The sequence below is a fragment of the Collinsella sp. CLA-ER-H8 genome, assembly GCF_040092335.1.
Classification (GTDB): domain Bacteria; phylum Actinomycetota; class Coriobacteriia; order Coriobacteriales; family Coriobacteriaceae; genus Collinsella.
This window is the reverse complement of record NZ_JBBNLU010000001.1, coordinates 154989-179800: the sequence shown is the minus strand read 5'-3', so window position 1 is coordinate 179800 and position 24812 is coordinate 154989. Positions and strand designations below refer to the sequence as shown.

The window sequence follows — 24812 nt, the reverse complement described above, 5'->3', positions numbered from 1 at the left end:
CGCGGGTATGATACGCGCAATTGCGCGGGCGTCACCAAGGAGGCGGCGATGGAAAAGCTGGGAGTTATCGGCGGCATGGGCGCCGAGGCCACGTCGTATTACTACGACCAGGTGGTACGTCATACGGCGGCTACGTGCGACCAGGAGCATATCGACATGGTGGTGCTTTCCAAGTCGACCATGCCCGACCGCACGCTGGCCATCAAGACCGGTGAGCATGCCGAGCTGCTGGCGACCATGAAGGAGTGCGCTCAGGCGCTCGAGACGCTGGGCTGCGCGCACATTGCCATTCCCTGCAACACGTCGCACTACTTCTACGATCAGATTCAGTCGTTTACCAAGGTGCCGATTATCCACATGCCGCGCGAGTCGGTGCGCTATGCTCTGGCCGGCGCGGTGATGGGGGAGTGCGAGTTCGATCCAAACCTGAGCATGCCGGCCGAGCCGGTGCACAAGATCGGCATCATGGGCACCGACGGTACCGTGGGCGCAGACGTCTATGGGCGCGAATGTGAGACCGCGGGCGTTGAGGTCATCTATCCCAGCGAAAAGCGTCAGGCCGACGTGATGTCGCTCATCTACGACGATGTGAAGGCCGGGCGCGAGCCCGATATGGATAAGTTTGACCGCGTGATGTGGGAGTTCGCCCGTAGCGGCTGCGACCGCGTCATCCTGGCCTGCACGGAGCTTTCGGTGTTGCAGAAGTATCGCGAGATGCCCGAGATCACCCTCGATGCGATGGATGTCCTGGTACGCGAGTCCATCATTCGCAGCGGCGTCCCCTACCGCCTGTAGCCCTCGACCTGCCAAAAAAGATAGGCTTATTTTGGTAGGTATTATCTGGGAAAACAGTAAAGGCCTCGGCTCGTTTGGTGCGAGCCGAGGCCTTTTGCATTTGCCGGTTGCTGCCAGCGATTGCTAGAACAGGAAGCCGATGGCGATAAGGGCGATACTGACGATAAGTACGGCGATATCCAGGCCTTTGATGGGGTAGCGCTTATACGAACTCGCGCGCGTGCGCAGGTAGAAGCCTCGCTGCTCGGCGGCAAGCGCGGTGGCATCGGTCTTGCCCACGCTCGAGATAAGCAGTGGCACGCACAGCGGCAGCATGAGTTTGAGTTTCTTGACGGGATTCTTAGTGTCGTATTCGACGCCGCGTGCAGTCTGCGCCTCCATGATGGCGTTCATCTCCTGGCCAAATACCGGCACAAAACGCAGCGCCGTGGTAAAGGTGAAGGCATAGCGATATGGCACGTGCAGCACCTCGACGCAAGCGTTGGCGAGGTCGTTGAGCTTGGTCACCATAAGCATGAGGATGAGTGGCAGCGCCACGCCCAACAGGCGTAGGCAGGCCTTCGATCCGGTAATGAGGCCCGTGTCGGTGATAAAGCCCCACACGATGTTGCCATCGCGCATAAAGGCCAGCTGGAGCACCAGCATGATAAGCGCGAGCGGAATCAGCAGCTTGAGTAGCGAGAGCAGGCGGTCGACGACGCCGGCGTAGGCGCCCAGTGCAAGGGTGAGCGCCAAAAAGCCCAACAGCGCCACGTAGGTGTCGGACAGGAAAATGCCGATGATGATGGCGGCGGCAAGGCCCAGTTTGACGACCGGGTTCAAGCGGTGCAGCAGTGTATCGTCCGGCATATAGTCGATGACGTTAACCACGGTGGACCATCTCCTCGGTAATGCGAACGATATCGGTGACCTCGCTCACCTGTGCAAAGGCGGGAGAGACGGAGGATGCCAGGCGACGAGAAAGCTCTATGACCTGGGGCGGCTCAACGTAGGCGCGCTGCATAAGCTCGATGTCCGAGAACAGCTCGTGCGTGCGACCGCGCTCGAGGATGCGGCCGTCGGCCATTACCACAATGCGCTCGGCAAAGTCAGAGACGACTTCCATGTCGTGGCAGACCATGATTACAGCGCAGCCGCGCTCGGCCATGGTGCGTACCGTTTCCATCACGGTCATGCACTCGCGGTAGTCAAGGCCGCTCGTGGGCTCGTCGAGCACCACGATTTTGGGCTCTACGACCACGACGGAGGCGAGTGCCACCATCTGGCGTTGACCGCGCGAGAGCGAGAAGGGTGCCTCGTCGGCCGGCAAGCCAAAGCGGTCGATGACGAGCTGGGCGCGACGCAGCGCCTCGGCACGGTCGATGCCGGCAAGCTCCAGGCCAAAGGCGACCTCGTCGAGCACGGTGTCCTTGCAGATCTGGCGGTCGGGGTTTTGGAAGAGCGTTGCGACTTCGCGGGCAATGCGGCTCGTGGGGACGGCTGCGGTATCCAGTCCCGTGACGCGCACACTGCCCGAGGCGGGCTTAAGCAGGCCTGTGAGCAGCTTGGTGAGCGTGGTCTTGCCGGCACCGTTTTGGCCGACGATGCCCACGAGCTCGCCGGGATAGAGGGTCAGGTTGAGGTCGTGGACGGCGGCGCCGCCATTGGGATAGACAAACTCAACGTGATCGAAGGTGAGCACGGGCTCGGCGTCCTTGGCGTGCGGGCGCAACGACGGTGCGTGCGGTGAGCCGGCGGGTGCCTGAATGTCGCTGCTTGCGTGTGCGGGGTCGACGATGCCCGTAATCAGGCGCTCGGCCTCATCAACATCCAAACAGGGAGTGCCGCTGGCCAGGCCATCGGCCTCGAGGCTGTTGAAAATGCGCGTGACACGCGGGCAATCGACGCCGATGGCGCGGAGCTCATCGGTATGCGCGAAGACCTCGTGCGGCTTGCCCTGTAGCGCGATTTCGCCATGATTGAGCACGAGCACGCGGTTGCAATACTCCGAAAGCAGGGCGACTTTTTGCTCAACGACGACGATGGTGATGCCGAGTTCACGGTTGGCCTCGCGTAGGGTCTCGAAGACCAGCGTGGAGCTGGCGGGGTCGAGCGCCGCGGTGGGTTCGTCGAGCACGAGCACACGCGGACGCATGGCGAGGATGGCGGCGATGGCAACCTTTTGCTTTTGGCCGCCCGAAAGTGTGGCAATCTCGCGGTCGCGCAGGTCGCTGATGCCGACGGTCTTAAGCGTCTCGCTCACACGTTGCTCGATCTGGGCGTGGGGAACGCCAAAGTTCTCCAGGCCAAAAAGCATCTCGTCTTCGACGACCGAGGCGACCATTTGCGTGTCGATGTCCTGCAACACGCTGCCGACGATCTGCGACACATCGGTGAGCGAAACTTCACAGGTGTCGTTGCCGTCGACAGTGACGGAGCCAAAGAACGTGCCGGTGTAATGGTGGGGTACGGCTCCCGACAGGCAGGCGGCAAGTGTGGACTTGCCGGCGCCCGAAGGCCCGATAATGCCGATAAAATCTCCCCTGTTCACGCCGAGCGAGATATGCTTAAGCGCCTGCTCGGTCTGCGTGCCATAGGAGAACGAGACATCGTCGACGTTGATGATCGTTTCCATGGATACCTTTCATAGTCATCGGGGACGTTCTTAAATGACTAGTCGTTTAAGAACGTCCCCAAAAGCTAGTTGTTTGGGACAGTCTTTGGTGGTGAAGCACGGAGACGGCTTTACGAGGGGCCCCAGGTTGGCGCGAAAGAGGAGCGAAGCGCACTTGGGTACGCGAGCGACGAATGAACGCCAAGATGGGGTGGCTCGTAAAGCCGAGCAGGTTAGTTGAGCTTCAGGGCCTTCTGGATGGGCAGATAGAGAGCGCCGACCAGAATGGCGTTAAACACGGCGGTCATGGCGACGACGGGCAGCATGGCAGCGGCGAGCTCGCCCACCACGCCGAGCATAGCCATCTTGATGACCATGAAGATGACGCCCGAGACAAAGGTGGTCACGAACGTTGCGACGATGGCGACGGCTGGCTTAACCTGGCCGTCCTTGGCAGCAGCGTTGACAATGACGGCCATGAGCATGGCGGCGATGCCCTCGGCGGCAAAATCGACAAACGGCGAGGTGGTGGTGATCTGGATTACAGCCGCCGAGATCAGGCCGATAACGAGCGCCTGGCCAATGTTGGGACGAACGACCAGGATAGTGAGGCAGAAGGCCGAGATAATGAACTCGGGGCTGATCATGCCGCCCGAGATGCCGGAGATGGCCTTGCCGACGGTGAAGTTGAGGATGAAGCCGGCGGCAAGCAGGATGGCGAGCAAGACGAGGGCGCGGACGTCGAGTTTGCCGCGGTCGGCGGTCTGGACGGTGCGGGGCTGGGCGGTGGTGGTGTTCTGAGACATGGTGAAAATCCTTTCGGAAGGGAAGTGCAAGAGAAGAAAGCGGAGGCGCGTGATGCGAATGCGATTGGGCTCGAGATAGAAAAAGGCCCCCGGTCGAAACCGGAGGCCTTCCAATCACCTAGAGCGCAAAAACAGGCGTGAGGGACTCACTGTCGACCGATCGTATTCGCATCACGCCACCACCAGTTGTTGAGAGACTTCATCGTGTTCTTCATGTTGGTGGCTCCTTTCGTGATGCCTTGGCGCGGTTGCACCTCGTTGCTGTTGCGCTGCACTATAGCACAGCGAAGTGTGTGCAGGGAATCTTTTTTGAAAAGATTTCGGCGACGTTTCCCGCCGGTCGAATGGGCGGCTGGGCGGGCGGGCGACCTTGGCCTTCCCGCCCGCGCCTTAAGGTGAGGGGTTCTTAGGCCTTTTTGCGACGATAGAGCACGAAGCCGCAGACACCGATGACGACGACGGCGCCAACGGCCATGGCGGCCATGTTGTTGCCCTCGGACTTCTCCTCGGTGGCCTCTTCCTTCTCGACCTCGGGCTCGGCAACGTCCTTATCGGAGAGGGCCTCGTCGGCGTAGGTGATGGACTCGACCAGGCAGTCGTTGTCGGCATCGTAGTCGCTCGGGACGAACTCCTCGGAGAAGTCGCCCTCCTTGAGGTAGTCACGCATTTCCTCGAGCATAGCCTTGCACTTGAGGTAGGTGTTTTTGGTGGCAGCCTTGCCGGCCTTGTTGGCCAGGGTGGTGCGGGCCTCGGTGTCCTCGGCGGCCTGCATGGCCTCGTCGACGGTCAGGTTCTGCTCGATGAGCTCCTTCTGCAGGGCGTCGAGGTAGGCGCGGACGCCGGTAGCGCAGTGATCGCGGTTCTCATAGGCGAGCGTGTTGATGTCCATGAGGACGTAGTTGATGGAGTTCTTGGGCTCCTCGTTGTTTACAACGTCTTCCTCTTCGCAGTGATCGAAGGAGACATCCTGATCGCTGAAGTAGGGGCTGACCTCGGTGAGCAGTGCGGAGTAGAGGGGGATAGCGACGGAGAACTCGGCGTTGGAGAGCATCTCCCACTGGATGGTCGCGATTTCGGGGTCCATGCCGTGGCGGATCTGGAAGGTGTGGATCTCGGTGTTGCGGTTGGAGCCGATAGCATAGGCGCCGTCGGTGTTGGCGTTGAGACCGGCGACATTCTCGCCGCGAGCAGCGAAGCTGCGGATTATCTCAAAGGTGTTCCAGTCGGACTTGCCGGGCTGGAAGAACAGCGGCTGCATCTCGTGGACCAGGGCGCCGGTCGTGGCGCGAGCGTCTTCACGCTCGTCCTTGACGATCTCGTAGTCAGTGCCTTCAGCCAGCGGGGCCATGAAGTAATCGCGACCCTGGATATAGCGCGACCACTGGTGCATACCGGCCTCGCCGATCTCCTCGCCGTAGGTCTTGGCGACGTCGAACTTGCCGTCAGTGTACTCGGCAAAGCCCTTCTCCTTAGGCATGGACTCGATGCCCTCGGAATGGAGACAGTTCTCGGTGTCGTCGAGGTCGACGTCATAGGTGAGGTTGCCGATGTTGGGGTTGAGCGAGGCGATGTCATCGGCGAGCCTCATGGCAATCCACTGATGGCCGGAAAGCGCGGCGAACAGCCAGGTCTCGGTGCTGTCGGCGATGATGATCTGGTCGTTGGAGCAGACGCCCTGCTCGTCGATCAGGCTGCCGATGAGCTCGACGCCCTCGCGGGCCGTGGCGCTCTCGCCCAGGATGACGCTGGCATAGCTGTACTCGCCAATGCCAGTCTCCTCGGTGATGGGGTCGGCTTCTTCGGCCTTCTCGTTATAGGAGGTGCTCAACGTGGCAGAGCAGGAGACGCCCTTCTCGTTGATGCCGGCCTCGGAATATGCGTCGTAGCGATCTTCCCACTGCGAGGGGTTGTCGCGAACGAAGGTGTAGCGGTAGGTTGCGCCCTTGGACTTGTATTCAAAACCGGACTCGACCGATGTGTACTCGTTGCCGTCCTTGTGTGCGGGCTCAATGCCAAAGTGCTTGACATAGCGCGGACCGAAGTCCTCGGAACGGCCATGATGGCCGCTGCTCCAAACGCAAGGCCGCAGCCGAGCTTTTTGAGCGTGTTGACAGGATGAGTAAACCTCATGATCCCTCCCAACTGTTGAGACCCCACAAAACTGTGCGGAATCTCAGCTAATAAATACATCTATTAGCCTATCGGAAGTCTAAGAAGTATTCATCTATTTCGATGAAATACTCGATGAGCGTCCTAAAATATGCGATGAGCGGATAAGAATACTCATTATGTAGCTTTACTTAAATAAAGGCACCCTGCAATTACTGTACCTGAATAAAGCGCCTTGCACGGGGCGCAAAGAAAAATTCCCCGCTGTTTGGCAAATGCATAAACAACGGGGGAGACGATGATTGGATGAATATCATACCAGTGTGGAATTACTTCTTCCGGCGGTGGATTACGTTAATCGCATAGCCGACGAGCATGGCCAAGACGATGACGATAAAGCCAATCAGGGGGTTGTCGTTCATGGGGTCCTCCTATTTTCCGAGCGGGGAGAATTCGTCGACGATGAGGTCGAGGCATTGCGGAAGCGCGCGGGCTCCAAAGACGCCCGAGTTGCTGGAGATGATCTCGCCATCGAACTGCATGCCCAGCGACGGCGTGCAGGTGATCTTGGCTTCCTTGGTCTGGATGATCTTGAACTGCGGGCGGCCGAGCACCTTGCCGGCGGGATCGAGCGCGGCGGTGATCACGGTCGGGAGCAGCTGGACGGTTTTTACGGGCTCGATGACCGCGATGTCGACCATGCCGTCGTTCATGCGGCAATCGGGGAACAGGTTGATGTCGTTTTGAATGACCGAGGTGTTGCCGGCCATGCAGCAGATGCCATCGAGCTCCTCGACAATGCCGTCATGCTCAATCGTAAAGTGCGCCACCGTGGGGTTGGGTGTGGCGAGCGCCGACAGGAAATAGGCGATCTCACCGATGTCGTTTTTGGCGGGGGCGGCCTTCATCATGATCTCGGCGTCGAAGCCCGAGCCGGCGATGATGATAAAGCCGTGGCGCTTTTCGTTGCCGTTCTCGTCGAGCCAAAAGAGCTCGCCCATGTCCACTTTGACCGTGCGACCGGCGCGGCAGGCCTTGGCAAGCGCCGCGGCCTCGGGGGCATTGCCAATGTTGTTGAAGAACAAGCAGGCCGTGCCGGAGGGGAAGACGAGCGTGGGGACGCCGCATCCGCGCATCTGGTCGAGCACGTTGGAGACGGTGCCGTCGCCGCCCGAAACGACCACGCGATCAAACTCGCGCACGTCTGCCACGGCGTCCTCGGGTTCCATGCCATCGCCGATAAAACGCATCACGATCTCGTCGCCGCCCTGCGCGAGGGCGTGCGCGAACGCGTAGATTTCATCTGAGCTGGGGCCCGATGCCGGGTTGTGGATGATAAGGCAGCGCATACTTACGTTCCCGTTCTGTGACTAACCGAGTATAGTTGTAAGGCAATGCCGATATCCTACCCGTGTTTTTCGGGCCTAACCTTATTCGATGGGTTGATATGTACATTTCCACACATCAGGCTCTGCTCGACTTTTGCCAGCGCGCCCGCGAGTTCGACGCGATTGCCGTCGATACCGAGTTTTTGCGCGAGCGCACGTTCCACCCGCGCCTGTGCTTGGTTCAGATCGCCACCCCTGCCGAGAGCGTCGCGGTCGATCCTCTGGTGATCGACAACCTGTCGCCGCTCGCCGAGCTTATGGGCGATGAGAGCGTGATCAAGGTGTTTCACGCCTGCTCGCAGGATATGGAGGTTATGCTCCATACCGTGGGCGTGCTGCCGCGTCCCATTTTTGACACGCAGGTGGCCGCCGCCTTTTTGGGTGAGCGCCAGCAGATTTCCTACGGCGCACTCGTGCAGACGTTTTGTGGCGTTTCATTGCCTAAGACCGAGTCGCTGACCGACTGGTCGCGCCGCCCGCTGACCGATAAACAGATCGAGTACGCGATCGATGACGTCAAGTACCTGATTGTCGCCTATACCGAGATGATGAGCCGCCTGCGTGAGCTGGGCCGCGTGGACTGGGTGCTCGACGAGTTGCGTCCGCTGGCCGACGAGTCGCACTACCGCGCCGACCGCCATGAGGCATTCCGCAAGGTCAAGCGCATCAACTCGTGTAGCCGCCATCAGCTGGGCATCGCGCGCGAGCTTGCCGCTTGGCGCGAGGACCGCGCCGAGCGGCGCAACATCCCGCGCAAGTGGGTCATGTCCGACGATACGCTGCTGGCCCTGGTTAAACGTAATCCCGTTCGTGTTGAGGAGTTCCGCAGCATTCGCGGTACCGACCAGCTGGGGGAGCGCGACGTGGACGGCGCGCTTATGGCCATCAAGCGCGGTGCGAGCTGCCCGCACGATCGCCTGCCGCTCATGGTGCGCGGGCATCGCCAAATTTCGCCGGAGCTGGAAAGCGTGACGGACCTGATGTATGCGCTCATTCGCCTGGTCGCCGAGCGCTCGGGCGTGGCGACCTCGGTCATTGCCTCGCGCGATGACCTGGCCGACTATATTGAGCATCCCGAGCAGAGCCCCCTGCGCGAAGGCTGGCGCTTTGAGCTCGTGGGCTCGCGCCTGGACGATCTGCTCTCGGGCAACATGGGACTCACCGTGAAGGACGGAAAGATTGAGTTGTTATAGGGAAGCCTAGCCGGTTGAGTGGGTAAAATGCCTCCAACGTGTAACTCGACTCGGAGGAATTCGCATGCCTTATTACTATGGATACGGCTTTGGCATCGACCCGCTGTACCTGCTGGTTGTTCTTGTCTGCACGGTGCTTGGCCTTGCCGCACAGAACTATATCAACTCGACGTACAAAACCTGGTCCAAGGTTCGCTCGGACGGCGATACGGGTGCCACAGTCGCTCGCCGCATGCTCGATGCCAACGGTTGTAGCGCCGTGGGTATCAAGGGTGCCGCTGGCGAGCTTACCGACCATTACAACCCGCAGGACAACAACCTGTATCTGTCGGATGCCAACCGTTCGGGCGGTTCGGTCGCAAGCGTTGCCGTCGCCTGCCACGAGGCGGGCCATGCCGCCCAGCGTCAAAGCGGCTATGCCATGATGAAAGTGCGTACCGCCCTCGTGCCGGTCGTCAACTTTACCCAGAACACCTGGACCATCGTGTTACTCTTGGGCCTGTTTATGAACATTGCCGGGCTCACGACCCTCGCGTTGATCTTCTTCTCGTTTAGTGTGCTGTTCCAACTCGTTACGTTGCCTGTCGAGATTGACGCCAGCCGACGTGCTGTGGCGTACATCGAGCAGTCGGGCATGAGCTCCAAGCAGGTCAACGGCGCCAAGAAGGTACTGACGGCAGCCGCGCTTACCTATGTGGCTGCAGCGCTCACTTCGATCATTCAGTTGCTCTACCTTATGGCTCGCTACAACAGAAACTCCAACCGATAACAAATGGGACAGGCAGGCGCCGCGGGGATTCGTGTCCTCGCGGCGCTGTACTATGTGTTGGACTTAATTTCGCACGGGGCCGGAGCCTCTGTGCTCGATAACGAAAGGAGGCTGCGTGGCAGGCTGGAATCTGACCGGCAATGCCGTTTCCGCCGAGTTTGACGGTTCGGATGAGCGGGAGCGCAAGGAGCTCAGCGTGAGCCAGGCGGTAGAGATCGCCGCCGGTGCGCTCGATGCCATTCCGCAGCTGAGCGTTTTGGGCGAGGTCACGGGTTTCCGTGGTCCCAACGCCCGAAGCGGCCACTGCTACTTCCAGATTAAAGACGACTCGGCCGCCGTCGACTGCATCATCTGGAAGGGCGCCTATCTCAAGCGTACCTTCGATCTGCGTGACGGCATGCAGGTGAGCTTTAAGGGCAGCTTCAACCTCTATAAGCCCACGGGTCGTATGAGCTTTGTCGCTCGCTCGTTTTCGCTGGCGGGGGAGGGTCTGCTGCGTCAACAAGTGGCGCAACTGGCCGAAAAGCTGCGTCGCGAGGGCCTGATGGACGAAGCGCGCAAGCGTCGCATCCCGGTGTTTTGCTCGCGCGTGGCAGTCGTCACCTCGCTTTCGGGTGCCGTAATCGACGACGTCAAACGCACGCTGCGCCGTCGCAACCCGCTCGTCGAGCTTGTCTGTGTGGGTGCCAAGGTCCAGGGCGAGGGTGCGCCGGCAGAGCTTATTGAAGGCCTGCGCCGCGCCGCTGCCATTACGCCGGCGCCCGATTGCATCTTGCTGGTGCGCGGCGGCGGCTCTTTCGAGGACCTCATGACCTTTAACGACGAGGAGCTTGCCCGTGCGGTGGCAGCCTGTCCCGTGCCTGTGGTGACGGGCATTGGGCATGAGCCCGATACCTCGATCTGCGATATGGTGAGCGACCGTCGCGCCTCCACGCCAACGGCGGCGGCAGAATCGGTAGCGCCGGCTATGACGGAGTTGGCCGACGTGCTCGAGGCGCGCCATCAGCGTCTGGGTGCCGCGATGGCATCGATGATTGGGTCGGCCCAGGTCGACCTGGAGATGCTCAACCAGCGCGGTCGTCGTGCCTGGGACACCTATACGGCTCGCTTGGGCGATGCGCTCGATGCGGCTGCGTGCCGCCCGTGCGTCAACGACCCAACTTTTATGGTCGAGCGTCGCGAGTCTGAGCTTGCCCTGACTGCCGATCGTCTGTCCGGCGCCATAGCGCGTTCGGTTGGGGCCTTCCGTTCCAACTTCGAGCGTCTGCCCGAGCGCTTGATCGCAAGCACCTCAGGACTCGATGGCAAGCGCCATGCGCTCACGCTCGCAAGCTCCCGCCTGGAGCATCAGGGGCGCACGATGCTCAGCAAACCCGCGTCCGACTTGGGCCGTGCGGCGGCCTCACTCGATGCCCTGTCGCCGCTCAAGGTGCTTGCCCGCGGCTATTCCATCGCGTACAGCGATGATGGGGTGGCTACGAGCGCCAAGACCTTTAAACCGGGCGACGCCATCCGCGTGCGCATGGCAGACGGTAACGTTGCGGCAACGGTCGATACGGTCGAGTAGGCCGCGTTTCATAGCGATAAACCTTTAGGAAAGGAAACAGATATGGCAGAGAAGACCCCGGTCGAGCAGCTTACGTACAAGCAGGCCTCGCAGGAGCTGGAGCTCATCATTCGCAGCTTGGAGTCGGGCGATATGGAGCTCGAGGAGTCGCTCGAGAACTATACCCGCGGCGTCGAGCTCCTCAAGAGCCTGCGCACCCGCCTGTCCGATGCCGAGCAGAAGGTCTCGGTGCTTCTGAAGGATGTTGACGGCAACGACGTGCTCGCCGACGGCGAAGCCGCCAACACGGACGACAACCTCTCGTTCTAACCATCCCGACCAAATATAATTACCTTGGTCTGTGAGAAAGGAACCAACCATGTGTGATTGCATCTTCTGCAAAATTGCCAACCACGAGATCCCCTCGACCGTCGTCTACGAGGATGACCAGGTCATCGCGTTCGACGACCTCAATCCCCAGGCGCCGGTCCACACGCTCGTGATCCCTAAGAAGCACTACAGTGACATCGCCGATAACGTGCCCGCCGAGACCATGGGCGCCATGGCCCACGCCATCCAGGAGGTCGCCAAGGCCAAGGGTCTGGAGGACGGTTTCCGCGTCATCTCCAACAAGGGCGTCAACGCCGGTCAGACCGTCATGCACTTCCACATGCACGTCCTCGGCGGCAAGAACCTGGGCGAGAACCTCATCTGAGGACGCACGGCCCGTCGCCTTGGCTGCCTTTGGAGTAACCTATGCAGTTTTCTCAACTCGAATACCTTCAAGCGGTAGCGAACTACGGCGGCGTGCGCAAAGCGGCTCGCGCCGTTCACGTGAGCCCACAGGCTGTCTCGTCGGCAATTAAGAAACTGGAGTCTGAGTATCAGATCGTTTTGCTCAATCGATCGGCGGGGGAGGCTGTTTTGTCTCCGGCGGGCAGAGAATTTGCGCGTCGTGCACGCGTGATCCTGGCACAAGTCGACGATCTCAAAAAGTACACCCAATCGGGGAACGGTGGCGTTTCGCCCGACGGCCACTTTCGTCTTTACGTCCCCTGTCTTCACGGGCGGGGGCGTCTTTTTTCCGAAAACTGGTACGACTCGTTTGAAAGCTCGCGCCCTCAGATTCACCTTGATGTGTGGCATCAGCCAACGGCTACATGCTTTGAATCACTTGTGCTTGGCATTTCGGATGCGGCCATCTCATTTGAGGAACCAAGGGACAGTGTCCTTTCTTCGAAATACTTGGGTGAAAAGGAGCTCAAGGTTCTTTCGTGCCCAGCGGGTCATCAATCTGTGGGTGCTATGACCGTTCGTGAGTTACTGGGCGGCAGGTTAGCTGTTCCCATTAATTTGTCGCTCTGTCTCAATGCGATCAATCAATGCCCCGAAGCTCAGCTGGTTAATTTCCGCTTCCGCGACGTCGAATACGGAAACAGAGCGCAGGCTGAGTTTCTTCAAGCCGGGGGATTGATATTGGGTTTTTCTGGCTCTTCTCTCGCATCAGATGGGTCGGAAGTGAGCGAGTACTCTATTGAAGGTTCGCATGACGTAGCCTTGCCCATCTACTTTTGCTATCGACAAAATGCCTGGACCGATCGACACCAGACGGTATTTCTTCACCTATTGCGTCATCTTGCTTCGTGAGGCCATTTGGCCTCGTGTCGTCAAGTGAATGTTGACGCCTTGTAACACATGACTGACGGCTTTGCCCTCATGCTTTTCCAAGATTCCGATTTAGATTGTTGACTCTTGGAGGGCGGAGCATGAAAAACCGTACGGTTTTGCTTTATATGACGTTTGTTTTTCTGTCGAACTTCAGCGCCATTTTGTATTTTCTGACGGTTTACCTTGAATTCGTCGGATTCTCGATGGTGGCGATTTCTAGCATGATGATTGCATATCAAGTGAGCAAGTTCATCCTTGAAGTTCCCACTGGCTATATTGCCGATAGGTTTGGACGAAAGACAAGTGGTCTCGTTGGCGTCGTGGGGATGCTTGGATACTACGCCGCCCTGCTTCTCGTCCGTTCTCCTCTGCTTTTAATCGGCGCGTTTGCTCTCAAAGGTTTTGCCGCTGCATGTATGAGCGGGTCCATGGAAGCGATTTACATTGACAGCGTTTCTCTGGACCAGCTCGTAAGGCTTAATGTCGTTGAGCGATTTGTTTTCTATGCCTCTTATGCCCTCTCCGCTTGTGTGGGCGGTTTCATTTCGTCCGCTGGCGCGTATCTCATTGGTCTTTTGGCAGATATCATCGCAATGGTGTTGACGTTGGTTGTCGTTGCCTGCATTCCTGAGATCCGAAGAGGGGACATTGCAGCGACACCTAAGCGTGGAATTAGCCCGAAGATGATCGGTGCCGCTATTGCGCGTAACGGCATTCTTCGTTCAGCGTTCATCATGGACTGCTCTCAGGCATTTGCTTTTGTCGCCCTGGAAGACTTTTTCTCACTGCTGCTTGCGGGTCGCGGAATGAATGCCGTCGCTTCGGGTGTGACCATTGCGGTCCAGCTCCTTGCCTCGGCTTCCATGGGGCTTATTGTGCCGAGTGTGATTGCTCATGTCGACAAGGGCCGTTTTGCGCGTATTTGCGGCATCGTGCGCCTTTTCCTGACTGCTCTGTTTTTGATTCCCTTTACTCCGGTCTATTTGCTGCCCGTGTTCTATGTGCTGCAGACGGTTGCTTACTCGTTATTTGCTCCAATTAAATACTCAATTTTTCAAAATGCTGTCGATTCTTCGATGCGCTGTTCACTGATTTCGGTCCAAAGCCAGATGGTGGCGGTGGGTGCCATCCTTTTCTATCTGTTCAATGCTGCGTTGAGCAGCATCGCGGGTATTCGAGTCATATTGCTTGTAGCGCTCGGGATATCTTCTTTGGTGTATATCCCCGCGCTCTTTCGTCTTACAAGTCAAAGGCCGTGAGTATTTGGGCACCGATAACTTATATATCAACGCAATAAACCCGAGCGCGAGGGCGTTTGGGTTTATTATTGAAGCGTATGTAACCTGGCGGCGCCACACCGCCTGTTAGTAGGGAGACACATGAACGTTCTGGTCGTCAACGCAGGATCTTCGACCCTCAAGTATCAGGTCATCGATACCAAGTCCCACAAGGTGTCCGCAAAGGGCTCCTGCGAGCGCGTCTGCTTTACCGGCGGTACCTTCACCCACGCTGCCAACGGTTCCAAGAAAGTGACCGAGAACATCGAGTTCCCCGACCACAAAGTCGCCATCGAGGTCGTCCTGAAGGACCTCGAGGCCAACGGCGTCAAGATCGAGGGCATCGGCCACCGTATCGTTCAGGGCGGTTGGTACTTCGGCGATTCCTCCCTCGTCGACGAGGACGTCCTCGCCAAGATCCGCGAGGTCGCTCCGCTCGCCCCGCTGCACAACAACCCCGAGGCCAACGTTATCGAGTACTGCCTCGAGCAGTATCCCGACCTGCCCAACGTCACGGTCTACGACACTGCTTTCCACTTCAATATGCCCGAGGTCGCCAAGACCTACGCCCTGCCCAAGGACGTCTGCGACAAGCTGCACATCCGTAAGTACGGCGCCCACGGCACCAGCTACCGCTACATCTCCAAGAAGGTTGCCGAGATGACCAACGGCGAGGCCCGCAAGGTCGTCGTGTGCCACATCGGTTCCGGCGCTTCCCTGTGCGCCATCGAGGACGGCAAGTGCATGGACACCACCATGGGCTTGACGCCGCTCGACGGTGTCATGATGGGCACCCGCTGCGGCTCCATCGACCCTGCTACCGTGTGCTACCTGCAGCGCGAAGGCGGCTACACCTTCGACGAGGTCGACGAGATGATGAACAAGAAGTCCGGCCTTTTGGCTGTGACCGGCGGCAAGACCAACGACTGCCGCAACGTTGAGGAGCTCGCCGCTGCCGGTGACCCCGAGGCTCAGCTCGCCTTCGATATGTTCGTCTACAAGATTGCCGCCAAGGCCGCCGAGATGGCCACTTCCATGTGCGGCATGGACACCTTGGTCTTTACCGCCGGCATCGGCGAGCACGCTCCGGCTGTCCGCGCTGGCGTGGCCGACCGTCTGGTCTTTATGGGCGTCAAGATGGACCATGCCCGCAACGCCCTGCGCGGCGACGGCGCTTGGTGCCTGTCCGCCAAGGATTCCAAGGTCAAGATCTTCGTCATCCCCACGGATGAGGAGTTCATGATCGCTTCCGACGTCGAGCGCATCGTCAACAGCAAGTAATTGCAAGAGGGGAGGGGCTGGACGACCAAGTGCCGTTCGGCCCCTCTTTTGCGCTCGTTGGGCGATATGCTGATATCTATTTATCAAGATATGATAACTTCTTATTAAAATGCGGCCGCCTTAAGGGGCCTGCGTCGACCGTATTGCACTGCGAAGGAGTCTCATGAACGTACTTGTTGTCAACGCCGGCAGCTCAAGCCTTAAATATCAGCTTTTGGATACCGATACCCGCAAGGTTTTCGCCAAGGGCAACTGCGAGCGTATCGGATCGGACATGGGCATCTTTGGCCACTCCGAGAACGGTGGCGCTAAGCAGACCGAGGAGGTCCCTTTCCCCGATCATCGCTCTGCTATCGCTCGCGTGCTCGAGGAGCTCGAGAAGACCGACTTTACGATTGATGGCATTGGGCATCGTATCGTTCAGGGCGGCTGGCACTTCGATGATTCCGCGGTTGTCGACGACGAGGTTATGGCCAAGATTCTTGAGGTGGCACCGCTTGCTCCGCTGCACAACTACGGCGAGGCCGCAGCGATTGAGTATTGCCGTGAGAAGTATCCGGAGCTGCCCAACGTGGCGGTCTTCGACACCTCGTTCCACATGACCATGCCCGAGGTTGCCTACACCTACGCGCTGCCCAAGGACGTTTGCGACAAGTACCACGTGCGCAAGTACGGCGCCCACGGCACGAGCCACCGCTATGAGTGGATGATGGCCAAGGAGATCCTGGGTTCGCGCTGCCACCGCCTGCTTTCGTGCCATCTGGGCAACGGTGCTTCGCTCGCTGCTATCGAGGACGGCGTGTGCCGCGACACCACGATGGGTCTCACGCCGCTCGATGGCCTGATGATGGGCACCCGTTGTGGTTCCATCGACCCGGCCACCGTGTGCTACCTGCAGCGCGAGGGCGGCTACAGCTACCAGGAAGTCGATGACATGATGAACAAGCAGTCTGGTCTGCTTGCCATCTCGGGCATCTCCAACGACGCCCGCGACATCCGCACGCGCGCCTCCGAGGGCGACGAGCGCTGCCTGCTCGCCTTCGATATGTTCGCCTATAAGGCCATGCAGCAGGCCGGTTCCATGATCGCTTCCATGGCGGGCGTGGACACCATTACCTTTACCGCCGGCATCGGCGAGAACGACTGGTCGATCCGCAAGGCCTTCTGCGACTGCTTTGAGTGGCTGGGCGTGCGCATCGACAACAACAAGAACCGCGAGGCCGTGGGCAACGGCCCACAGGTCATCAGCGCCGCCGGCTCTTCCGTCACGGTTATGGTCATCCCCACCGACGAGGAATACATGATCGCCCACGACGTCGAGCGCCTGACCAAGAACAACTAACGCGCGCATTTGCAAGTAAACGAAAGGCCTCCAGAGCAACAGCTCCGGAGGCCTTCCTGCTAACAGGCGGGCGGCGGAAACTCTGTCCCATTTCTAGCACAAATTCTGGGACACGCTTTCCGGTTGAGGCACGTTGCGGAAAGTGCGACCCACAATAAAGCAAAATTCCGTCCCACAGTTTCCCAAACAGCCCCCAAGCGGAAGCTGCATCCCACAATTCGCCTTCAAACCGGGACACGCTTTCCGGCACAACAACCGCCGAAGCCCATTGGCCTTTCAATCTCCAAAGTGATCGCCACCAGCAACGCCTGCGCTTTCAGCAACGGCACCCATCCATTCAGATTCTCAGCCCCAGCTCGTAGCCAAGCCGCCGTCCATTCCAGATGCCCTGAATGCTACGTGGCGGTAGAAGGCCGTACGGGCTAACCCCTGAAAACAATCCGCAGACCAGAAACGCCCCCGTTCGTAGCTCCGGAGGAGTAGAACGGGGGCGTTTCATTGGTCGAGGACGTTTTCAGGGGTTAGCCCGTGCGGCCTTCGGGCGAGTGCGTACGCTACTCAGCCATCTGAGCCTGGACGGCGGTGATGGCCACGACACCCACGATGTCGTCGGCAGAGCAGCCGCGCGACAGGTCGTTGACCGGCTTGGCGATGCCCTGCAGGATGGGGCCGTAGGCGTCGGCGCCGGCGAAGCGCTGGACCAGCTTGTAGCCGATGTTGCCGGCCTCGAGGTCGGGGAACACGAGCACGTTGGCCTTACCGGCAACGGAGGAGCCGGGAGCCTTGAGCTGGGCGACGGTGGGGACGATAGCGGCATCGAGCTGCAGGTCGCCGTCGATGGCGAGCTCGGGAGCCTTTTCCTTGCAGAACTTCACGGCCTCCTGGACCTTCTTGGCGACCTCGCCGCCGGCGGAGCCCATGGTGGAGTAGGAGAGCATGGCCACGTGCGGCTCAACGTTGCCCATGAAGGTGGACCAGGAGTGAGCGGAGGCGATGGCGATCTCGGAGAGTTCGTCAGAGGACGGGTTGATGTTGAGGCCGCAGTCGGCGAAGATCAGCGTGCCATCGGTGCCGAACTGCGGGGTGTTGGTGCACATCACGAAGAAGGCCGAGACCAGCTTGGTGCCCGGGGCGGTCTTGAGGATCTGCAGCGCGGGGCGCAGGGTGTCGGCGGTGGAGTGGCAGGCGCCGGAGACCAGGCCGTCGGCATCGCCCATCTTGACCATCATGGTGCCAAAGTAGGTGGCGTCCATCACCTGGGCGCGAGCCTGCTCGATGGTAACGCCCTTCTTGGCGCGGAGCTCGGCAAACTTCTGCGCGTACTCCTCGTGCTTCTCGGCATTGCGCGGGTCGATGACGGTAGCGCCGGGAACGTTGATCTCGTCGGGGTTGCCCAAGATGACGATCTTTGCCAGGCCCTCCTCGATGATTTTGGTGGCCGCGACGATAGTGCGCGGATCCTCGCCCTCGGGCAGGACGATCGTCTTAAGGTCGGCCTTGGCGGCAGACTTCATACGGTTTAGGAAATCGCTCATGTTACTCCTTACAAGCGTTTCGCTAAGCTCCAGGCGCCCGGCTGTTTACGAATAAACCCGCTGCTAGCGGGTTTACCTTTCAATTATGTACGCCGCGGTGCTTGAGCTTTCCTTGTGTGGCAAGCTCATTATAGGACGCATTAGCGCTATAATCGCTCTGATAAATATGTCTCGAAGAATGTTCGAGAAAAGCCCAGCTAACGAGCCCGTGGCTTTTGACAAGGAGTATCGATGCAGATTACCTCAGGCCTGCCTGAAGGCTTTAACGCCGGCGCGTACGACATGATTGTCGTCGGTGCTGGATATGCCGGTGCCGTTTGCGCCCGCCGTCTCGCCGAGACTATCGGCTATCGTGTTGCCGTTTTGGAGCGCCGTAGCCACATTGCGGGCAATGCCTATGACTGCACTGACGAGGCCGGAATCCTGATCCACGAGTACGGTCCGCATATCTATCACACCTTTAACGAGCGCGTTCACAATTTCCTGTCGCGCTTTACCAAGTGGACGGATTATCAGCACAAGGTGCTCGCCAACATCAACGGTACCCTTATGCCCGTGCCCTTCAACCATGCGAGTCTCAAACTCGCCTTTGGTGACGAGCGCGGCGAGGAGCTGTATCAGAAGCTCGTGGAGACCTTTGGCAAGGACGTCAAGGTGCCCATTATGGAGCTGCGTAAAAAGAACGACCCGGATCTTGCCGAGGTCGCCGATTACGTCTACGAGAACGTCTTTTTGCATTACACCATGAAGCAGTGGGGCCAGACGCCCGATCAGATCGATCCCTCGATTACCGGCCGCGTTCCCGTCTTTGTGGGCGATGATGACCGCTACTTCCCGCAAGCTCCCTTCCAGGGCATGCCGCAGGAGGGCTACACGGCGCTCTTTGAGCACATGCTCGACCACGACCTGATCGACGTGTTCTGCGACGTGGACGCCCGTGACCTCTTTGAAATCGACGAGACTACCGTCAAGATCGACGGCAAGGTCTATGGTGGCGAGATCGTCTACACCGGTCCGCTCGATGAGCTGTTCAATCTCGATCTGGGCGCGCTACCGTACCGCACGCTCGACATGAAGTTCGAGACGCTCGATATGGACCAGTTCCAGCCCGTGGGCACTGTCAACTACACCACGAGCGAGGACTACACGCGCATCACCGAGTTCAAGAACATGACCGGTCAGGTCCTGCCCGGCAAGACCACCATCATGAAGGAGTACTCCAAGGCCTATACGCCCGGCTCGGGCGAGACGCCGTACTACGCCATTCTTGAGCCCGAGAACCGTGAGCTCTATGAGCGCTATCTTGAGCGCGTCCAGAACCTGACGAACTTCCACCCGGTGGGTCGTCTGGCCGAGTATCGTTACTACGATATGGACGCTGTGACCAATTCCGCCCTCGATCTTTCGGATGAGATTATCGCCTGCCATGCATAAAGTCATAACATTCGGTATTCCCTCGTATAACGCCGCCAAGGACATGGACCATTGCATCACCTCCATCTTGGAGGGGAGCAATTACGCCACCGATATCGAGATTATCGTAGTGGACGACGGCTCCAAGGACGAGACGGCCGATAAGGCCGACGAGTGGGAGGCACGTTATCCCGGTATCATTCGCGCGGTGCACCAGGAGAACGGCGGCCACGGTATTGCCGTCCTTTCGGGTCTGCGCGAGGCACAGGGCACCTACTACAAGGTCGTCGACTCGGATGACTGGCTCGATGCTGCGGCTCTTTCGACTATGCTGTCGATTCTGCGTGGCTTTGAAGAGCGTGACCAGCGCGTTGACCTGTTTATCTCGAACTACGTGTACGAGAAGGTTTACGAGGGCACGCATACCGCTATTGGCTACAAATTTGCCCTGCCGCGCAAAAAGATCTTTTCCTGGGATCAGATCGGTCATTTCCGCCTGGACCAGAACCTACTCATGCACAGCCTGTGCTATCGCACGGATGTGCTGCGCGAGTCCAACCTTCCCATGCCGCCGCACACGTTCTATGTGGACAACATCTACGCCTACGTGCCGCTACCGCGTTGCAAGACCATGTACTACGCCGACATCGACCTCTATCGCTACTTTATCGGTCGCGAGGGCCAGAGTGTCAACGAGGCCACGATGGTCAAGCGTCTGGACCAGCAGTTCCGTGTGACGCGCATCATGATGGAGTCGTACCACCTGTACAGCGATGTTGAGTCGTCGCGTCTGCGCTCGTACATGATGGGCTATTTCACCATGATGATGGCGATCTGCTCGGTGCTCACCAAGCTTTCCGAGGAAGATTGCGCCGACGAGCGCCTAAAGACGCTGTGGAATGATTTGAAGGCCTACGACGAGCGCATGTATCGTCGTGCCCGCTACGGCGTGGTCGGGTTCTTCACCAATCTGCGCGGACGGGCCGGAGACAAAACCACACTCGGCCTATACCGTCTTGCCTCAAAGATCTTCAAATTCAACTAGCTGCTGAGTAATCGCTGCTGATAGGTTGACTGGGCCCCTTGGCCTTTAGTTTGCTACTGCGAACAGTCCTGCTCGCACGGAAAGCACATTTAGTGCTTTCCGGCTCGTGCGGAACTTGTATCAAACTAAAGGCCAAGGGGCCTCTGCAATAAGAATCGATTGTCAGGTTATTTGAATTTGAAGATCTTCGAAGCGCGGTACGCAGGGGCCTGGGCTGAAAAGAATTAGGTTGGAAGTCGGTCGGAGGCGGGCGGGCATTACGTTTGTCGCGAGTTCCGCATGCAAAGAAGGCCACTTAATGTGGCCTTCGTCTTGCATAGGACTGTAGAGCAGCAAACGTAACGCCCGCCCGTCTCCGACCGACGGTCGAGTGGACTACTTCGCGGCGCCGGGGATGCTGTGGGAGGTTTTGGCGGTTTTGGCTCCGTTTACGATGGCAGTTTCCAGGGCCCTTACTGCGAGCATGCCCAGCAGGTCTAGGGGAACGGCGGCGCTTGCCTGGGCGCCCAGTTTGCCGCTGGCGAGGGTGTAGATGGTGTCGCCGTCGTTGGTGGTGTGTGTGGGGCGGATGGCGTGTGCGTAGGCGTCTGCGGCCATCTGGGAGACCTTGGTGGCTTGTGCCTTAGTGAGTTCCACGTTGGTGATGATGCAGCTGATGGTGGTGTTGGTACGGTCGAGCGGCATCTGCATGGATCCGGCGGCGGCAAAGGCTGCGAGTTCCATGTCGACGATCTGGTCGCTATCGGCTGCGGCGCGCATACCGGCGACCCACTCGCCGGTGAAGGGGTCGACAACGTTGCCGCAGGCGTTGACCGAGACCACGGCGCCCACCTTGATGGGGCCGAGTGCCACGGCGGCAGCTCCAAGGCCGGCTTTCATGCAGGTGGCAGGCCCCATGAGCTTACCCACGGTAGCGCCCGTGCCGGCGCCCACGTTGCCCTGTTCGAGCTTGGTGGGGGTGTGGTCGAGTGCTTCGCGCACGGCGGCGATGCCGGCCTCAATGTCGGGGCGCACGGTGGGGTCGCCAAAGGCAAGGTCGAAGATGCAGCTGGAGCACACGATAGGCACCTGCGTGGGGCCGACGGGAAGGCCGATGCCGCGGCTCTCAAGCTCGCGAGCGACGCCGCTTGCAGCCTCGAGGCCAAAGGCCGATCCGCCCGAAAGGCAGACGGCGTGGACCTTGTCGACGGTGTTCTCGGGTCGCAGCAGGTCGGTTTCGCGCGAAGCGGGAGCACCGCCGCGAACGTCAACGCCGCCGGTGGCGCCCTCGGGTGCCACGATTACGGTGCAACCGGTGCCGGCCTCCTCGTCCGTATAGTTGCCATAGCAAAAGCCATCGACATCGCAGACGTCAATGGCCTCGAGCAGTGTATCCATGTTTAACTCCTATCGGTTTTCCGCCGCGCCTTGTGCCCGGTCGGGATCCGTACGGTACGCCAAAATTGTAGGCGCTGGGGAATACCCAGCGCCAGATGCAATTACGAGAGTTTTTGAATGGTACGTGCGACGCGGGCGATGGGTAGGCCCACCACGTTATAGAAGTCGCCCGAAATATCGTGCACGAGCATGCGGCCGCCTGTGCCCTGGATGCCGTAGGCGCCTGCCTTATCCATGGGCTCACCAGAGGTGACGTAGTGCTCGATCTGCCCGTCGGTAAGCTCATAGAACGTCACGTCGGTCACATCGACAAACGACAGGCTCTCGGCGGCATGCGGGGCGGCAGTATCGCCTGCCTTAACGATGCAGACGCCGGTTGCGACCTGGTGCGTGCGGCCCGAAAGCTCACGGAGCATGGTGCGCGCCTCGTCCTCGGTTGCCGGCTTGCCCAGAATCTTGCCGTCGAAGGTGACGATGGTGTCGGCCGCGACCGTCAGCTCATTAGGCTCGGCATGCTCGGCAGCAACGGCAGCCGCCTTGGCGCGTGCCAAGCGCTCGACAAGCGTGAGCGGGGCCTCGCCATCAAAGGGCGTTTCGTCGATATCCGCGGGAATCACGCGAATGTTGTAGCCTGCCTCGCGCATCAGTTCTATGCGGCGCGGCGATTGCGAAGCCAAAATCATAGTTGGATGCCCTCGGCGACCTTCTCGACGGCCTTGTCGCCGGCGAGCGTGCGCAGCAGCTCCAATGCAAAGGGGAGTGACTGTGCCATGCCGCTGGCAGTGATGATGTTGCCGTCTTGCGTGACCTTCTCGCCGGTATAGGCGCCTTCGGGGAAGCTTTTCTCAAAGCCAGGGAAGCACGTGGCATGGCGCCCCTCGAGCAGGTCGAGCTCGCCCAGGATAAACGGGGCGGCGCAGATGGCGGCGACGTGCTTGGTCGCGGCGAACTCGCAGACCACGTCGCAGACGCGCTGATCTGCGCGCAGGTTGGTGGCACCGGGCAGGCCGCCGGGCAGCACGACGCAATCGTACTCGTCAAAGTTGATCTCATCAAAGAGTGCATCGCAGGTCACGGGGATTTGCAGCGAGCTTACGACCTCACGCGTGGGCATGATCGAGACGAGTGTGGCGCGCACGCCGCCGCGACGCATGACATCGACCATGGTCAAGCATTCAATAGTTTCAAAGCCATCGGCGGCGAGAACGGCAACGCTGGGCATGAGGGTTCCTTTCATAGGCGGCATACAATTAGCCGTCTTATACCCCGAAGACCTCCGCTTGCCACGCTCGATTTCCCAATGATTTTTCTGAGCAATGATTAAGTGGCTAGTTGCGCTTGAGGTGGACGACGGTTTCGCAGTGGAAGGTTTGTGGGAACAGGTCGACTGGCGCGATCTTTACGGGGGAGAAGGTGCCTTCTTCGACAAAGCGTTTGAGATCGCGCGCCAGGGTGGCCGGGTCGCAGCTCACGTAGGCGACATCGCGTGCACTCGTGCTGGCGATAAGGTCGATCGCTTCGGGGGCGAGGCCTGCGCGCGGCGGGTCGACCACCAAGACGTCGGCATCCTGGTCGGGGAACTCGCGCACCGCGTCTCCGCCAATGACGTCGACGTTATCAAGCTTGTTGATCTCCAGGTTACGGCGCAGGTCGCGCACGGCGGGGCCGTAGGCCTCGACGGCGGCGACAAAGTCGCAGCGGCGGGCGAGCGGCAGGGTAAAGGTGCCGGCACCGCAGTACAGGTCCACGGCAAGCTCGTCTTCCTGCGGATCGAGCGCTTCCATGACAAGCTCGATCAAAATCTCGGCACCCTTGGTGTTGACCTGGAAAAAAGACGGGGCAGACAAGCGCATCTGACCCTCGGCGATATTCTCGGTCCATGAGCCCTCTCCGGCGAGCATTTCGACCTTGGAAACACGGCGGGCCTTCTTTTCGCCCTTGCTCATCACGCGTACGACACTTGTGGGGTGCGCGGCGTCTGCCAACACGCGCGAGACTTGCGAGCGCGGGAAAGAGCCCGTAGGCGTCCAGAGCGCCACCTCGAGTGCCTTGGTGCGACGCGAGGCGCGAATGCCCACGCGCTCAAGGCCCAGGTCGTGGCTGCCGCTCAGATAATTGAGCGCGCCGACGACCGATTTGAGTGCCTTGGGGAAGCGTTTGTCGAACAACGGGCACGAATCGACGGTCACGATCTTGCGAGGATCGACACCGTGCATGCCAAGACGCACGCGGCCGTTTACAACGGTCGGCTCGAGTTCGATTTTATTGCGGTAGCCCCAATCATCCTTGGTGTGGCGGATGGGTTGCACCAGTTCATCGACTTGATCGGGGCTGAACTTGCCGATACGCTCGAGCGTGGAGCGCAGATTTTGCTCCTTGGCGGCGAGCTGTGCCGTGCGTGAGAGATTGCCCCACGAGCAGCCGCCGCAGATGCCCACGAAGGGGCAGGGAGACTGAATGCGATCGGGGCTTGGCTCCAGAATCTCGGTGGTGCGGGCACGCATGAACGACTTGCCGTCCTGTACGACCTCGGCCTCGACGGTGTCGCCTGCCACGGCGCCCTGCACAAAGACGGCCTTGCCGTTGTCGGCGTGCGCCAGCCCGTCGGCGCCGTAGGTCATCGATTCTATAGTGAGCTTCATATTCCTGCCTGTCATTCGCGTTGTTGTTCGCAC

At 59.6% G+C, this 24812-nt stretch carries 22 protein-coding genes; 12 read left to right on the top strand and 10 right to left on the bottom strand.

Translation table 11 applies throughout. The annotated features are described in order from the left end of the window. The first annotated feature begins 48 nt into the window (after positions 1-48). Entirely contained in the window at positions 49-795 is a 747-nt protein-coding gene (locus AAAX72_RS00785) for an aspartate/glutamate racemase family protein (RefSeq protein ID WP_349128581.1), read from the top strand. A 123-nt stretch (positions 796-918) separates the two neighbouring features. On the opposite strand, the gene AAAX72_RS00780 is transcribed toward AAAX72_RS00785, so the two are convergent. From AAAX72_RS00780 to AAAX72_RS00760, 5 genes are all read right to left on the bottom strand, one after another. After that, complete coding sequence (locus tag AAAX72_RS00780) at positions 919-1665, bottom strand: energy-coupling factor transporter transmembrane component T (protein WP_349128580.1); 747 nt, start codon at positions 1663-1665, stop codon at positions 919-921. Then, a complete protein-coding gene (locus AAAX72_RS00775) occupies positions 1658-3409 on the bottom strand; it encodes an energy-coupling factor transporter ATPase (protein ID WP_349128579.1) in 1752 nt (583 codons plus the stop codon). The genes AAAX72_RS00780 and AAAX72_RS00775 overlap by 8 nt, the downstream gene beginning before the upstream one ends. A 212-nt stretch (positions 3410-3621) precedes the next feature. Beyond that, complete coding sequence (locus AAAX72_RS00770; RefSeq protein WP_349128578.1) at positions 3622-4194, bottom strand: hypothetical protein; 573 nt, start codon at positions 4192-4194, stop codon at positions 3622-3624. A gap of 406 nt (positions 4195-4600) precedes the next feature. After that, complete coding sequence (locus AAAX72_RS00765) at positions 4601-6283, bottom strand: C69 family dipeptidase (RefSeq protein WP_349128677.1); 1683 nt, start codon at positions 6281-6283, stop codon at positions 4601-4603. A gap of 451 nt (positions 6284-6734) precedes the next feature. Next, positions 6735-7652, bottom strand: a complete 918-nt coding sequence (locus AAAX72_RS00760) for a diacylglycerol kinase family protein (RefSeq protein WP_349128577.1) — start codon at positions 7650-7652, stop codon at positions 6735-6737. Positions 7653-7750: 98 nt separating this feature from the next. Between AAAX72_RS00760 and rnd the strand changes: the two genes are divergently transcribed. The 9 genes from rnd (at position 7751) to AAAX72_RS00715 (ending at position 16767) form a co-directional block, all read left to right on the top strand. After that, positions 7751-8884: a ribonuclease D gene (rnd, locus tag AAAX72_RS00755; RefSeq protein ID WP_349128576.1), complete on the top strand. Its 1134-nt coding sequence runs from the start codon at positions 7751-7753 to the stop codon at positions 8882-8884. Between the two features lie 64 nt (positions 8885-8948). Further along, the gene (locus AAAX72_RS00750) at positions 8949-9653 is read left to right on the top strand and encodes a zinc metallopeptidase (protein WP_349128574.1); all 705 of its coding nucleotides are present in this window, start codon (positions 8949-8951) and stop codon (positions 9651-9653) included. Positions 9654-9783: 130 nt separating this feature from the next. Then, entirely contained in the window at positions 9784-11220 is a 1437-nt protein-coding gene (gene xseA, locus AAAX72_RS00745; RefSeq protein WP_349128675.1) for an exodeoxyribonuclease VII large subunit, read from the top strand. Between the two features lie 42 nt (positions 11221-11262). After that, complete coding sequence (gene xseB, locus AAAX72_RS00740; protein ID WP_349128572.1) at positions 11263-11529, top strand: exodeoxyribonuclease VII small subunit; 267 nt, start codon at positions 11263-11265, stop codon at positions 11527-11529. 49 nt (positions 11530-11578) lie between these two features. After that, positions 11579-11914, top strand: coding sequence for a histidine triad nucleotide-binding protein (locus AAAX72_RS00735; protein WP_035137921.1), 336 nt, complete (start codon positions 11579-11581; stop codon positions 11912-11914). Between the two features lie 41 nt (positions 11915-11955). Further along, positions 11956-12846 carry a LysR family transcriptional regulator gene (locus AAAX72_RS00730; RefSeq protein ID WP_349128570.1) on the top strand — a complete coding sequence of 297 codons (891 nt, stop codon included), beginning with the start codon at positions 11956-11958 and terminating at the stop codon, positions 12844-12846. A 119-nt stretch (positions 12847-12965) separates the two neighbouring features. Beyond that, positions 12966-14126 carry an MFS transporter gene (locus tag AAAX72_RS00725; protein ID WP_349128569.1) on the top strand — a complete coding sequence of 387 codons (1161 nt, stop codon included), beginning with the start codon at positions 12966-12968 and terminating at the stop codon, positions 14124-14126. A 120-nt stretch (positions 14127-14246) separates the two neighbouring features. Continuing rightward, complete coding sequence (locus tag AAAX72_RS00720; protein ID WP_349128567.1) at positions 14247-15425, top strand: acetate kinase; 1179 nt, start codon at positions 14247-14249, stop codon at positions 15423-15425. 163 nt (positions 15426-15588) lie between these two features. Further along, positions 15589-16767 (top strand): acetate kinase, encoded by a 1179-nt coding sequence (locus tag AAAX72_RS00715; RefSeq protein ID WP_138339777.1) that lies wholly within the window; start codon positions 15589-15591, stop codon positions 16765-16767. Between the two features lie 554 nt (positions 16768-17321). Here the strand turns inward: AAAX72_RS00715 and pta are convergent. Then, complete coding sequence (gene pta, locus AAAX72_RS00710; RefSeq protein WP_349128566.1) at positions 17322-18302, bottom strand: phosphate acetyltransferase; 981 nt, start codon at positions 18300-18302, stop codon at positions 17322-17324. Between the two features lie 231 nt (positions 18303-18533). Between pta and glf the strand changes: the two genes are divergently transcribed. Together glf and AAAX72_RS00700 are read left to right on the top strand one after the other, a co-directional pair. After that, entirely contained in the window at positions 18534-19736 is a 1203-nt protein-coding gene (gene glf / locus AAAX72_RS00705; RefSeq protein ID WP_195361192.1) for a UDP-galactopyranose mutase, read from the top strand. Continuing rightward, positions 19729-20760: a glycosyltransferase family 2 protein gene (locus AAAX72_RS00700; protein WP_006234294.1), complete on the top strand. Its 1032-nt coding sequence runs from the start codon at positions 19729-19731 to the stop codon at positions 20758-20760. Before glf ends, AAAX72_RS00700 begins: the two co-directional genes overlap by 8 nt. 375 nt (positions 20761-21135) lie before the next feature. Here AAAX72_RS00700 and AAAX72_RS00695 read toward each other — a convergent pair whose 3' ends face one another. From AAAX72_RS00695 to rlmD, 4 genes are all read right to left on the bottom strand, one after another. Next, positions 21136-22137, bottom strand: a complete 1002-nt coding sequence (locus AAAX72_RS00695; RefSeq protein WP_349128565.1) for a P1 family peptidase — start codon at positions 22135-22137, stop codon at positions 21136-21138. Positions 22138-22238: 101 nt separating this feature from the next. Beyond that, on the bottom strand, positions 22239-22820 hold the full coding sequence (locus AAAX72_RS00690) for a Maf family protein (RefSeq protein ID WP_349128563.1): 582 nt from the start codon (positions 22818-22820) through the stop codon (positions 22239-22241). Then, on the bottom strand, positions 22817-23359 hold the full coding sequence (locus AAAX72_RS00685; RefSeq protein ID WP_055287259.1) for a DJ-1 family glyoxalase III: 543 nt from the start codon (positions 23357-23359) through the stop codon (positions 22817-22819). The genes AAAX72_RS00690 and AAAX72_RS00685 overlap by 4 nt, the downstream gene beginning before the upstream one ends. Positions 23360-23465: 106 nt before the next feature. Further along, positions 23466-24794 (bottom strand): 23S rRNA (uracil(1939)-C(5))-methyltransferase RlmD, encoded by a 1329-nt coding sequence (gene rlmD, locus AAAX72_RS00680; protein ID WP_349128562.1) that lies wholly within the window; start codon positions 24792-24794, stop codon positions 23466-23468. Between the last annotated feature and the right edge of the window lie 18 nt (positions 24795-24812).